Source organism: Arthrobacter sp. B10-11 (assembly GCF_033142195.1).
Taxonomy (GTDB): domain Bacteria; phylum Actinomycetota; class Actinomycetes; order Actinomycetales; family Micrococcaceae; genus Arthrobacter; species Arthrobacter oryzae_C.
The window spans coordinates 770,228-782,844 of the sequence record NZ_JAWMTH010000002.1; the positions used below are offsets into that span (position 1 = coordinate 770,228).

The window sequence follows — 12,617 nt, forward strand, 5'->3', positions numbered from 1 at the left end:
GATCCGTCACTGGACGGGCACAGTGGAGGTAGCAGTAGCAGTTGCAGCGGCGCCGGTCAGGCCCTTGCGGGAATCGAGCGGGAAATGGCATTCGGCAATATGCTTCGTGCCGTCAGGAGCCGCAAGGACCTGCGGTTCCGGCGATACTTCAGCGCAGATGTCCTGCGCCTTCCAGCAGCGCGTCCGGAAGCGGCAGCCCGACGGCGGATCCAGCGGAGAGGGCAGCTCACCCTGGAGGACGATCCTGTCCCTCCTGGTTCCGCTGACGTCCAGCTTCGGCGACGCCGACATCAGGGCCGCCGTGTAGGGGTGCCGGGGGTGTTCGAAGACTTCCTCGGTGGCCCCGGTCTCGATGATCCGTCCGAGGTACATCACGGCGACCCTGTCCGCCACATGGCGGACGACGGTCAGGTCGTGCGAGATGAAGATGTAGGAAACACCGAGTTCCTGCTGGAGCTCATTGAGCAGGTTCAGGACCTGCGCCTGGACGGAAAGGTCCAGGGCCGAGACCGGCTCGTCGAGGATGATGACGTCCGGGTTCAAGGCCAGGGCCCGGGCGATGCCGATGCGCTGGCGCTGGCCGCCGGAGAATTCCTGCGGCGATTTGCGTGCATCGGAAGGACGCAGCCCCACCATGTGCAGCAGTTCCCGGACCCTGGCGTCGCGTTCCCGGGACGTCGGGTAGAGGGCCCGGTGGGTGGCCCACGGCTCAGCGATGATGTCGCCGGCGTTCATCCGGGCGTTCAAGGAGGCAAACGGGTCCTGGAAGACCATCTGTACACGCCGCCGCCAGCCCAGCAGTTCCTTCCCGCGGAGCCCGAAGGGGTTGGTTCCTTCGAAGCTCACGGTGCCTTCGTCCGGTGTTTCCAGCATCATCAGGGTCCGTGCCAAAGTGGACTTGCCGCAGCCGGATTCGCCCACCAGCCCAAGGGTCTCCCCGCGGCCTACTGTCAGGCTGATTCCGTCCAGGGCCTTGAGCCGGGTGTTGCCGCTGGCGCTCTTCACCACGTGGAACGTTTTGGTCAGGCCGTCAATTTTAAGAAGCGGCTCAGGCATTGTTGATCTCCTCGCTGAAGTGGCAGGCGGCCGTACGGGCAGGCCGCGGCTCCCTGCCGGAAGGGATGTTCGCGGGGTCGCCGGTGCCGGCGACGGCGTTGCCTTCGATAGTGTTGCCGGCTACCGGGCGTGCTCCGGTAACCGTGCGGAGCACGGGCCGCTCGGCCCGGCAGACGTCCTGCACCAGCGGGCAGCGGGACTGGTAGACGCAGCCGGCGGGAATGTCATGGAGCTCCGGGGGGCTCCCGGCAATGGACTTCAGCTGCGCGCCCCGCTCCAGGTGGACGGGCACCGATTCCAGCAGCCCTTTGGTATAGGGGTGGCGGGGGTCGGCGAAAACTTCGGATACCGGTCCGCTCTCCACCACGTTCCCGGCGTACATCACAGCCACCGAGTCGGCTTCCTCGGCGACAACCGCGAGGTCGTGGGTAATGAGGACGACAGCCATTTGGCCCTCCTCGCGCAGCTTCCGAAGAAGCTGCATGATCTGTGCCTGGACCGTGACGTCCAGGGCGGTGGTGGGTTCATCTGCGATCAGAAGGCGCGGGTTGAGGGCCACGGCCATGGCGATGAGAATGCGCTGGCGCATGCCGCCGGAGAACTGGTGCGGGTAGGAATTGACCCTGGATTCCGGCTCGGGGATTCCGACGCGCTTCATCAGGTCAATCGCTTCGGCCCGCGCTTCCTTGGCACTGAGGCCCCGGTGGATGCGGAAGGCCTCACCTAGCTGAGTACCCACTGTGTAGACCGGGTTGAGGGCAGTCAGTGCGTCCTGGAAGACGATGCCAAGCTCGGGTCCGGCAAACTTGAGCCGTTGCTTGGGGCTGAGTGCGGCGAGGTCCGTTCCGTTGAGGAGGATCACTCCGCCGGCCAGGTCGCAGACAGGATCCATGATCCCGGCAAGGGCCTTGGCTGTCATGGACTTTCCACAGCCGGATTCCCCAAGCAGCGCCAGGGTTTCACCGGCGCGGGCCTCGAAAGCCACGCTGTTGACGGCGCGCACGGTGCCGCGGTGTGTGCGGATGTCCACGGCAAGGTCACGGACCTGCAGGACCACGTCGTGTGCCTTCGCCTGCCCTGACGCTGTGCCTGGCGCGGCGGCGGTGCGCTGGATTGGGGCTTGTTGGGCAGCTGTTTTCACGGCTGTGCCTCCTTGGCTGGGATACGGGCGATCATCCGCTTGCGGGGAAGTGCGAGGCGCCAGCGCTGGGCCGGATCGGTGGCGATCCGCAGCCAGGCGGCGAGGACGTTGGCGGCAATGGTCGTGACCACGATGGCAACGCCGGGGAAGATCGACAGCCACCATGCGGTCTGCAGGTACTGCCGGCCCTGGGACACCATCAGGCCCCAGCTGACGTCCGGCGGCTGGATGCCGATGCCCAGGAAGCTCAGAGAGGACTCAGCCAGCATCACGTAGCAGAACTCGAGGGTGGCCAGCGTCAGGAGCGTCGGCAGCACCACGGGAATGACGTGCCGGACGATGATGGCGTTGGGTTTGGCACCGAACGTGCGTGCCGCGTCGACAAATGTCCGGCTCTGGAGCTCCGCCGACTCGGCGCGTGCGGTGCGCAGGTAGATCGGGATGCGGGTGAGGGCCAGGATCAGCACGATGTTCGCCGCGCTGGGGCTAAAGACATAGAGCACGACGACGGCGAGCAGCAGGGACGGGAAACTCATGATCACGTCGGCGATGCGCATGGACACGTTCTCCCGCCAGCCCCGGTGGTAGCCGGCCCACACGCCCCACAGGGAGCCAACGCAGAGGGCCACTGCCACCGCGGGCAAAGCAACGGACAGGGTGGTCCGGCTGGCTACGACAAGGCGGGCCAGCATGCTGCGGCCCAGTGAGTCGCTGCCTAGGAAGTATTCCCAGCCGTGCGCCAGCGTGAAGGGTGCCTTGTTGGCGAACAGCAGGTTCTGCTTGGTGGCCAAATCGCCCATCAGCGCAGGGCCCACGAGTGCGGTCAGGCCGATGAAAACCAGGATCAGCGCAGAGGCGGTGGCAAAGCGGTCCTTGAGCAGCAGGCGGAAGAGGCTCAGCTTTCCATCCTGGTTTCCGCCCTTCTTTTCGGTGCCGCGTTCGTCGGCCGCCGGCAGCTGCTCCGGCGCCGCACCTTCAGTCAGTGAACTCTTCATGGCTACTCCTAAGCCTTAACCGTGATCGGACGGACGCGCGCGTCCAGCAACGCGTACCCCATGTCGATGAGGATGTTCAGGGCAAAGATCGCGACGGCGGTGAGCAGGACGGCTGCCTGCAGGACAGCGAAGTCCCGCTGCAGGATTGAATCGATCATGAGCTTTCCAATCCCCGGCCAGCCGAAGATGGTCTCCACCACCACGGCGCCGTTGACGAGGCCCACGGTCAGGTCGCCGGCCACCGTCAGAGCGGGGGCGGCCGCGTTGCGCAGCGCGTGGTGCGTGACCACCCGGAGTTCGCCTGCTCCGCGGCTGCGGGCCAGTTTGATGTAGGGCTCCGAGAGGGCGGAGACCATGGAGCCGCGGACAATCTGGACCAGCACACCGAAAGGCCGCAAGAGCAACGTGGCGATCGGCAATACCCAGGCGCCGGCTCCCGACACACCTGATGTCGGGAGCCAGCCCAGGGTGATGGCGAAGACCCAGATGCCCACGATTGCCAGCCAAAAATCAGGGATCGAAGCGGCAGCCATGGAGACGAAACTTGAGATACGGTCAGCGATGCCGTTCGGCTTGAGCGCAGCCCAGCAACCGACCACCAGCGCCAGCAGCACGGCCAGCACCATGGTGGTGGCCGCCAGCTGCAGGGTGGCCGGGAAGGCGCGCAGTGCCATGGCTGCGGCATCCTGGCCTGTGCGCAGGGACTGCCCGAAATCGAGCCGGAGCACTCCGCCGAAGTAGTCGGCCATCTGCACCAGCAGCGGCTGGTCCAGTCCGTTGCGTGCGGTGAAGTCGTCGCGCATCTGCTGGGTGGCGTTCAGCGGCAGGTAGAGGCTGGCGGGGTTTCCCGTCATCCTGGCCAGCGCGAACACGCCAACAATCACCACCACCAGCGGCAACGCGCTGGAGACAATCCGCTTTCTCAAGTAGATCAGCATGGCTGTCCTTATCTCCAGGTCCGCGTTAGTTTGCCGGGGTCATTTCCGAAACACGCAGCTCGTCGCCACTGGACGAATTGGGTGTGTACTTCACGGATTTGGCCTTCCCGATGATGCCGGTCTGGTGCGAGATGTGGGCAAACTGGACCACTTTGTCGTTCTGGTAGGCGAAGATCTCCTCGAAGTCCTTCTTCCGCTCATCGCCGGACGCCGCATCCGCCTTCTTGATCATGGCGTCGAACTCGGGGGTGCCGAAGTAGCTCTGGGCGCCGGTGGACAGCATGTACTGGTCCACGGTGAAGGCTGCATCGCCCGCCTGGTTGCCGTGCTGGGTCATCAGGGCCACCGCGCCCTCATCGTCGGGGAAGGGGCGTACCTGGTAGGTCAGGTGCTGGCTGGTTTCGAGCATCTTCAGTTTGACGTTCAGGCCGGCCTGGCTCAGCTGCTCCTGGAGGACCTGGCCCAGTTCGGTGATCTTCGGGAACTGTGCGCTGCGGACCACCATCGAGATCTGCGCGGAAGTATCAACGCCGTCGGCCTTGGCCTCGGCAATAAGGGACTTTGCCTTGTCCAGGTCGAACGGCCAGCCCTTCAGTTCAGCGTTGTGGCCCACAATTCCTTCGGGAACCAGCTGGGCAGCAACCTGGTGCTTGCCTTGGTAGAGCGAGTTGACGATTCCCTCCTTGTCGATGGCGTAGTTGATTGCCTGGCGGACGCGGATGTCATTGAGGGGTGCCTCGTTGGCATCGAGCCGCAGGGCAACGGTCTCGTTGTTGGGGTAGTCGACGCCCAGGTCGCCGATGTTGTCGTCCGGGCTCAGTCCCATGGCAACATCAGCCTCGCCGCTGGTGATCATGGCAGCGCGCACTGAGCTCTCCGAACGCCATTGGTACTCAGCTTTGGCGTAGGCGGGCTTGTCGCCCCAGTAGCCATCCCAGCTGGACAGCGTGATCTTCTGGCCGGCGTCCCATTGCTCGATCTTGTAAGGACCCGTACCGATCGGTTCACGGACTTTCTCCGTGGCGCTCGTGGAGGTCGGAACCACTTCGAGGAACGAGAGGCGCAGCGGCAGGATGGGATCCGGCTCCGGGGTGGTGACGGTCAGGGTGGTCGCGTCCACAGCCTTCACGGCGAGGTCCGCGTCGCCAAAGACGTAGCCTTCCACGTTGCAGCCGAGCTTGGAGTTGACCGCCCTTTCGATGGTGAAGGCGGCAGCGTCGGCATTGAACGGCGTGCCGTCCTGGAACATCACGCCTTCGCGCAGTTTGAGGGTCCACTCGGTATCGGAGGTGGCTTTCCATTCGGTGGCGAGCTTGGGCTCGAGTTCGCCGCTCTGCGGGTTGCGTTCAATCAGCGGTTCGGTGACATTCGAGCGCACCACAACACCGGTGGACGTCAGGTTCGACTCACAGGCTTCCAGGGTGGGTGGTTCCTGGCCGAGCACCACACGCACCGTATTCGAGGAGGCGGCACCGGCGTCGGAATTGGCTACGGAGCAGCCGCTAAGCCCGAGCATCGCTACGGATGCCAGGGCCGGCCATTTGAGCAAGGCAGGAAAGGGGGGCTTTGAAGAAGACGTCATTGGATTCCTCCGAATTGGGTGTTTGCGGCAGGGGGTTGCTCTTGTACGAGTGGAAACCAGGCATCAAGACCAGGTGTCTCGGGCCGCGCTGGACTCAAGCTAGTTGAGGTCTTAGGGGTCCACAAGGTTTTTGCCGGCCGCCCGGGGTGCCCGGCAAGACCCGCTCACGTCGTCAACACCCTGTGACGGGCACCACTCTCCCCAAAAATCCGCGCGCTTCCGGGGGAGTGCTGCAATCGATTCACTTCGGGCATCGATCAATGCCATTTACATGTTGGACGCGTATGGATCGTAAACCTAGGGTGCAGATATGAAGAACATCGCTGTCCTGCAGGTAGGGCCACTCATGCCATCCGTCCAAGAATCCATCCGGAGCGAGTACGACGCCGTGAGACTCCCCGACTCCACCCCGGAGCGGGAGGAATTCCTGCAGCGCCACGGCGGTTCCTTCGAGGTGGCCGTGACCTCCGGAAAGTTCGGCGTCGGGCCGGAGCTGATGGGTGCCCTTCCCAACCTGCGGGGGGTCATCAACTTTGGCGTCGGCTATGACACCACGGATGTTGCCCAGGCCGCCTGGCGCGGCATTACGGTCAGCAACACCCCCGATGTCCTCAACGACTGCGTGGCAGACACCGCCGTAGCCCTTTACCTGGACGTCCTTCGCAGGGTGAGCGCCGCGGACCGCTTCGTGCGCAGGGGTGACTGGCTCAGCAAAGGTAACTTTCCATTGGCCACCAAAGCGAGCGGGAAGAAGGTGGGCATCCTCGGGCTCGGCCGGATCGGGCGGGTCATCGCCCGCCGTCTGGAAGGCTTCGACTGCGAGATCAGCTACCACAGCCGCAACCGGGTGGAAGGGGTCAGCTACGAGTACAAGGCTTCACCACGTGAACTCGCTGCCGGTTGCGACGTCCTGATTGTCGCCGCGGCCGGCGGGTCCGGCTCGGCCAAACTCGTGGACGCCGACGTCATCGATGCCATCGGGCCGGAGGGATACCTGATCAACATCGCGAGAGGAACCGTGGTGGATGAGGAAGCCCTCGTGGCTGCCCTGCTCGCCGGGCGCCTGGCCGGCGCAGGGCTGGACGTCTTTGCGGAGGAGCCCAAGGTTCCGGAAGACCTCCTCGCCCTGGACAACGTTGCCCTACTGCCGCACCTCGGAAGCGGCACCCACGAAACGAGGGCCGCGATGGCAGAACTTACGCTCGCCAACCTGCGACACTTCGTCGCCACGGGTACCGTCCTGACGGCGGTGCAGGCATGAGCGTCGCAGTGGGATACGTCGCGAGCCAGGAGGGCCGCGCCGCACTGAGTGCCGCCATCGAAGAGGCGGCGCTGCGCAGGACTGCCCTGCAGATTATGGGCCCCGTGGCGGGCGAGGGGTCCGCGGAGGCGGACTCGGACATCCGCCACGCCATCGCCGCGGCAGCCGCTGCGGGCGTGGAGGCATCGCTCCGCCCCACTGAAGGCACTGACGCAGCGGAGTTCATGATCGATGCCTCCTATGAGGAGGACGTTGAGCTGATAGTGATCGGAGTCCGGCGGCGCTCCCCCGTGGGGAAGCTTTTCCTGGGCAGCACTGCCCAGCGGGTCATCCTCGAGGCGGGCTGCCCGGTCACTGCGGTTAAGGCTGACGTCGGACCGCGCTCCTGAGCCGCGGGGTCACCAGATAGTTCCCTCCGGGTATCACGTAATGCAAGAAACGTGTTGGACGTGCATCGCGGAGGGTGAATAAAGTCTAGGTGACGCTGTGGCGAGGACCACAAAGGGCAGGCCTCCCGGTCCCCGCAGCAAGCTCCACTCATCGATTCAGAGGATTCTTCCCATGCAGTCTGTCGACACCGCTGTCACGGATCTGGCGTCAGCCACCAGGAAGTTCTTCCGGCGCGTCCTGCCCATCATGCTGGTCATGCTCGTCTGCAACCAGCTGAACCGGTCCAACATCGGTTATGCCCACGAGCACCTGGAGGCGGACGTTGGAATCGGCGCCGCAGCCTACGGTTTGGGAGCCGGCCTGTTTTTCGTCGCCTACGCGATCTTCGAACTCCCCAGCAACGTGATGATGGAGAAGTTCGGCGCCAGGGTGTGGCTCACCCGCATCATGGTCAGCTGGGGCATCGTGTCCTTCCTGATGGCGTTTGTGCAGAACGAGATGATGTTCTACGTGCTGCGCTTCCTGCTCGGCGCGGCTGAGGCCGGGTTCTTCCCCGCCGTGATCTTCTATTTCGCCCGGTGGGTTCCGGCCGGCCAGCGGGGCAAGGCCACCGCCATTTTCATCGCCGGTTCCTCCGTTGCCGCGGCACTGTCCGGACCCATCGCCGGAATGCTGCTCAGCCTCCACGGCGCGCTGGGATTCCGCGGCTGGCAGTGGCTCTTTGGGTTCGAAGGCCTGCTCTCCGTGGTTGTCGGCATCACGGTCTATTTCCTGCTCGATGCCCGGATCGAGGACGCCAAATGGCTGACCCTCAGGGAGAAAAGCGCGCTTATTGGCGCGATCTCCAACGAGGATGCCCAACACGCCACTGCCAACGGCAACAGCAGCGGCACCAAGGTCAACCGCTGGAACATGCTGCTGAACCCGCAGATCCTCCTGCTGTGCGGCATCTATTTCGCCGTCCAGCTGTCCATCTACGCCAACACGTTCTGGCTGCCGAGTATCGTCAAGCAGATTCCCGGCACCACGGACCTGAGTGTCGGCTTCCTGTCCGCCATCCCCTGGGTCTGCGCCGTCGTCGCCATGTACTTCGCGGCCAAGTGGCAGGACCGGGCCACATCCAAGCGCCCCCTGCTGGTGCTCGCCCTGCTCATAGCCGCGGTGGGCACCTTCGCCGCGGCCGTGGCCACCCCGGTGCTGGCCCTGGTGTTCCTGGCCGTTGCCGCGATGGGCTTCAAGAGCGCATCCCCCTTGTTCTGGACCATCCCCCAGTCAGGCCTGCACCCCCTGGTCCTTGCGCCGGCCATCGCCATCATCAACTCGCTCGGAAACCTGGGCGGCTTCGTGGCCCCGTTAGGATTCGGCATCATCAAGGAACAGACCGGCAGCGTGGTCCCGGGACTGTTCGCCCTGGCGGCGGCTTCCACCCTCGCCGCCGGCCTGGTGTACTTCCTCAAGGAACGGACGACGACGGCGGGTCACCCGGACGTTGACGCCGACGTGCCCGACCGCCGCAGCATGGCCTCCTCCAGCAGCGCCACCACAGTGTAAAGGAGGATCGACACCACGGTGATCACCACCACCGACGCCCACACCTCGTTGTTCCTTGCCCGGGACACAGCGGAGATGATGGCGTAGCCGATTCCCTTGCCGGTGGCGAGCCACTCCGCCAGCAGCGCTCCCGTGATCGCGCCGGGAATCGACACTTTCACGGCGGTGAAGAAAGCCGGCAGTGACGACGGCAGTGCGACTTTCAGCAGGGCGGTCCAGCGTGAGCCGCCATAGACGTCGATGACTTCGAGCATGGCCGGGGAGGCCGAGCGGAGCCCGAACACAATCGTGACGAGGGCGGGGAACAAAACCACGATCCCGCCGATGGCCGCCACAGCCGGTTCCTGCCGGCCGAAGATCAGGATAATGATGGGTGCCAAAGCCACGAGCGGCACGGAGCGCAGCAGCATGGCCACCGGCATGAGGGCGTTTTCCACTCCGCGGAACAGCACGAATACACCGGCAATGACCACGGCGCCCACCATTCCTGCTGCGAAGCCCAGGAACGCATCCACCATGGTCTGGCCGAGGTTCTGCAGGATGACCTGCCGGTTGTTCTCCGCGGCGGGCACCGTGAACAGGAAGTTGAACACGTCCAGCGGTCCTTTGCCGACGAACGGCGAGATGTTGAAGGCCTTCAGCAGTGCGACCCACAGCAGCAGGACCACCGCCAAGGAAACAAGCAGGCCCGCGCCCGCCCGGCCCGCGCGCTTCAATGCGGCCATGCCTGCCGCCGATCCCGGCTTCATGCCGCCGCCTGGCGTCCGGAGGACCATGGCGTCACGAATCTTGCCAGCAGCGCGAAGACTCCGTAGCCGGCTCCGGCAAGGAGTCCCGCCACCAAGGCAACACCCCACGCCCGGGCAATCTCGAGGTTTTGCTGTGCGTTGACCAGGGCCGGGCCGATCCCCCGGTCCACGCCGCCCACGTACTCGCCCAGCACCGCACCCAGGACGGCGGCCGGGACAGCAATCTTCAAGGCGTTCAGGATTCCGGGCAGCGCTGAGATCAGCTGCACCTTCACCAACTGCTTCAGCCGGCCCCCGCCGTAGACCGCCACGAGGTCCAAGCTGGCCCGGTCCGCGCTCTTCAGCGCCGCCAGCGCGCCCACCACGGTAGTGAAAAAGACCGAGATCCCGGCCAGCAGCACGGCCGTTCCGGACGATTCCCCGCGTGCCGGCGAGCCGATGACAATGAAGGCCAGCGGCCCGATGGCCACGATGGGCAGGCAATAGCTGATCACCGCCAGCTGCGTGACCAGCCGTTCCAGGGACGGAACCACCAGGACACTCGCGGACAGCAGCAGCGCAGCGGCGTTCCCCCACAAGTACCCCGCAGAAGCCTCCGCCATCGTCACTGCGAGGTTCGGCCAGTAAAACCCGACGCCGTCGCGCACCAGCTGCCCCAGCACTTCCGGCGGCGTCGGTACAGCACCGCCGGAACCGTCCGCACTGGCACCCACACCGGAAAGCACCGTTGCCGCGGCCAGCCACCAGACCGCAACGGTGGCCCCCACCCCCACCACGGCCGCAGCCCACGACGGCAGCGGCCGTGCCGCCGTCGTGCTTTGCAGCCTCGTACTTAACAGGAAAGGCCGGATCACAGTGATTTCTCTTCCTCAAGGGGCGCTCCGGCGCCGCCGAACAGAAGTTCGGAGGCCCGGTCGCACAGCGCATGGAACTCCGGTGTCCGCATCATTTCAGGTGTCCGCGGCCGCGGCAGGTCCACGGTGATGATCTCCTGGATCCGGCCCGGCCGCGCGCTCATGACGGCCACCACATCGGAGAGGAACATGGCCTCGGCGATGCCGTGGGTGACCATCAGCGTGGTGGCGGGCTTCTCCGTCCAGATCCTCAGCAGTTCCAGGTTCAGCCGCTGCCGGGTCATGTCGTCCAGCGCCCCGAACGGCTCATCCAGCAGCAGCACCGACGGCTTGAGCGCCAGTGCCCTTGCTATCGACACCCGCTGCCGCATGCCGCCGGACAGCTGGGCAGGTTTCGCTTTTTCGAAGCCCTTCAGGCCGATCAGTTCCACCAGGTCGTCCACCATCGCGTGGTCAACGGGGAGGCCGGCCACCTCGAAGGGCAGCCGGATGTTGGACACCACACTCCGCCAGGGCAGCAGCGCGGGATCCTGGAAGGCGATCCCCAGCTCGTGCCGGGTCCGCAGTTCCGCCGGCGTGTGGCCGTCCACTGTCACTTCCCCCGTGGTGGGCGTTTCCAGTCCGGCGAGGATCCTCAGGATGGTCGACTTGCCGCAGCCGCTCGGACCCAGCAGGGAAAGGAACGTACCCTTCGATGTCATCAGGTTGGCGTCCTCGAGTGCCACCACGCTCTTCCGGCCCATCCGGAAGCTCTTGCCCAGGTTGCTGAGCGAAATCCCTGTGCCGGAAAGCAGCCCTCCGGCCACGGCCTCCATGCTCACTTCAGTCATGCGTCCTACTTAAGGTCGGGGTTCTCGGCATAGACCTCGTCGAGGAGGCTCAGGTCGAAGATCGCGTCCGCGGTGGTGTCGTAGCCTGCGAGCTTGAGGATCTCGATGTTCTTGTCCATCAGCTCCTTGGACACAGTGAAGAGGCCATTGCTGTCCGTCTCGGGCGTGGCGATCAGCTTGGTGTTCTGGGCCTCCGCCTGACCCTTTTCCTTGGCCATGGTCAGGCCAAGTTCCTTGCCGTACACCTCCACCGCGAGCCGGGCGGATTCCTCAGGATCCGCCAGGGCATCCTTCCAGCCCTTGATGGTGGCCGCCAGGAACGCCTTCAGTTCGGGCCTCTTGTCCTTGATGGACTCCTCCGTGACCACGAAGCTCTCTGCAATGAAAGGCAGGCCATTGTCCGCAAACGGCAGGACCGCCGTCTTGTGCCCGCCCAGCTCAAGGGTGAGCACCTCGTTGGTCAGGTAGGCGAAGAATCCCTCGACGTCGCCGTTCAGCAGCGGCTGCGGATCGTACTGCACCGGCACCTTGGTGACCTTCGACGCGTCAATCTTGTTGACCTCCAGCAAGGCATCGAACAACGTCTCATTGACACCGGCCTGGACCCCGATCTTCTTGCCGACCAGGTCATCCGGGGCGGTGATCGAGTTGGCAGCCAGGGAAACGATGGTGAACGGGTTCTTCTGGTACGTGGAACCGATAATTTTCAGCGGCGCGCCCTCGTTGAGGACCACCGGTGCCACTCCCACGGGCGAAGACGTACCCACCAGGGCCTTGCCGGACAGGACCATGGTTTCCGCCGAAGCCCCTCCCGGTCCCCCGGCGATCAGGTTGACGGCGCTAAAGCCCGCGTCCTTGTAATAGCCCTTGCTGTCGGCAAAGTACTCGCCGGCAAACTCCGCGTTCTTCAACCACGAAAGCTGGACCTCGAGGGTGCCGAAGTCGGCAGCAGCGCCGGACGCCGCTCCCGAAGCGGGTGCAGTGGCGCCCGATTCACCTCCACAGCCGGTCAGGGCCACCAGTGCCGCTGACGAAAATCCTGCCAGCACCATCCGCCGCGACGGGCGCAGCGGGCCTTTTTCCGAACTGAAAGCTGTCATTCTTCTACTCCAAATCGGGAGGCGGTCACATGAAGCGGCCCCTGCGGGCCGTCTGGCACCGACACTATGGAACAGTTGTTTCAGGAATCTGCTTCGGCCGTTTCAGCGAAGTTAACTGTCAGTTAGCAGGGGAGGCGCGGCGGCGAGATTTGGGGCGAGGCGGCGCGGGG

At 64.9% G+C, this 12,617-nt stretch carries 13 protein-coding genes; 4 read left to right on the forward strand and 9 right to left on the reverse strand.

All coding sequences use genetic code 11. The features are described from left to right. Window positions 1-6: 6 nt before the first annotated feature. The 5 genes from RW112_RS09260 to RW112_RS09280 are packed head-to-tail and all read right to left on the reverse strand — an operon-like array spanning window position 7 to window position 5,712. Window positions 7-1,056: an oligopeptide/dipeptide ABC transporter ATP-binding protein gene (locus RW112_RS09260; RefSeq protein WP_317781458.1), complete on the reverse strand. Its 1,050-nt coding sequence runs from the start codon at window positions 1,054-1,056 to the stop codon at window positions 7-9. Next, a complete protein-coding gene (locus tag RW112_RS09265; RefSeq protein ID WP_317781459.1) occupies window positions 1,049-2,197 on the reverse strand; it encodes an ABC transporter ATP-binding protein in 1,149 nt (382 codons plus the stop codon). The genes RW112_RS09260 and RW112_RS09265 overlap by 8 nt, the downstream gene beginning before the upstream one ends. Continuing rightward, on the reverse strand, window positions 2,194-3,192 hold the full coding sequence (locus RW112_RS09270) for an ABC transporter permease (RefSeq protein ID WP_317781460.1): 999 nt from the start codon (window positions 3,190-3,192) through the stop codon (window positions 2,194-2,196). Before RW112_RS09270 ends, RW112_RS09265 begins: the two co-directional genes overlap by 4 nt. Before the next feature lie 8 nt (window positions 3,193-3,200). Then, window positions 3,201-4,130 carry an ABC transporter permease gene (locus RW112_RS09275; protein ID WP_317781461.1) on the reverse strand — a complete coding sequence of 310 codons (930 nt, stop codon included), beginning with the start codon at window positions 4,128-4,130 and terminating at the stop codon, window positions 3,201-3,203. 25 nt (window positions 4,131-4,155) lie between these two features. Then, window positions 4,156-5,712, reverse strand: coding sequence for an ABC transporter substrate-binding protein (locus RW112_RS09280; protein WP_317781462.1), 1,557 nt, complete (start codon window positions 5,710-5,712; stop codon window positions 4,156-4,158). Between the two features lie 18 nt (window positions 5,713-5,730). Between RW112_RS09280 and RW112_RS20870 the strand changes: the two genes are divergently transcribed. The 4 genes from RW112_RS20870 to RW112_RS09295 all read left to right on the forward strand — a co-directional run bounded on the left by RW112_RS20870 (window position 5,731) and on the right by RW112_RS09295 (window position 8,914). Beyond that, complete coding sequence (locus RW112_RS20870) at window positions 5,731-5,898, forward strand: hypothetical protein (RefSeq protein ID WP_411709887.1); 168 nt, start codon at window positions 5,731-5,733, stop codon at window positions 5,896-5,898. Window positions 5,899-6,022: 124 nt separating this feature from the next. Further along, window positions 6,023-6,973, forward strand: a complete 951-nt coding sequence (locus tag RW112_RS09285) for a 2-hydroxyacid dehydrogenase (RefSeq protein WP_317781463.1) — start codon at window positions 6,023-6,025, stop codon at window positions 6,971-6,973. Beyond that, entirely contained in the window at window positions 6,970-7,362 is a 393-nt protein-coding gene (locus RW112_RS09290; RefSeq protein ID WP_317781464.1) for a universal stress protein, read from the forward strand. The genes RW112_RS09285 and RW112_RS09290 overlap by 4 nt, the downstream gene beginning before the upstream one ends. A 172-nt stretch (window positions 7,363-7,534) precedes the next feature. Further along, a complete protein-coding gene (locus RW112_RS09295; protein ID WP_317781465.1) occupies window positions 7,535-8,914 on the forward strand; it encodes an MFS transporter in 1,380 nt (459 codons plus the stop codon). Here RW112_RS09295 and RW112_RS09300 read toward each other — a convergent pair. From RW112_RS09300 to RW112_RS09315, 4 genes are read right to left on the reverse strand one after another with little or no spacing between them, the layout of a single operon-like run. Next, window positions 8,842-9,663 (reverse strand): ABC transporter permease, encoded by an 822-nt coding sequence (locus RW112_RS09300; RefSeq protein ID WP_317781466.1) that lies wholly within the window; start codon window positions 9,661-9,663, stop codon window positions 8,842-8,844. The genes RW112_RS09295 and RW112_RS09300 overlap by 73 nt on opposite strands. Continuing rightward, window positions 9,660-10,517, reverse strand: coding sequence for an ABC transporter permease (locus tag RW112_RS09305; RefSeq protein ID WP_317781467.1), 858 nt, complete (start codon window positions 10,515-10,517; stop codon window positions 9,660-9,662). The genes RW112_RS09300 and RW112_RS09305 overlap by 4 nt, the downstream gene beginning before the upstream one ends. After that, window positions 10,514-11,347 (reverse strand): ABC transporter ATP-binding protein, encoded by an 834-nt coding sequence (locus RW112_RS09310; RefSeq protein ID WP_317781468.1) that lies wholly within the window; start codon window positions 11,345-11,347, stop codon window positions 10,514-10,516. The genes RW112_RS09305 and RW112_RS09310 overlap by 4 nt, the downstream gene beginning before the upstream one ends. A gap of 5 nt (window positions 11,348-11,352) precedes the next feature. Next, entirely contained in the window at window positions 11,353-12,447 is a 1,095-nt protein-coding gene (locus RW112_RS09315) for an ABC transporter substrate-binding protein (protein ID WP_317781469.1), read from the reverse strand. Window positions 12,448-12,617: the final 170 nt, after the last annotated feature.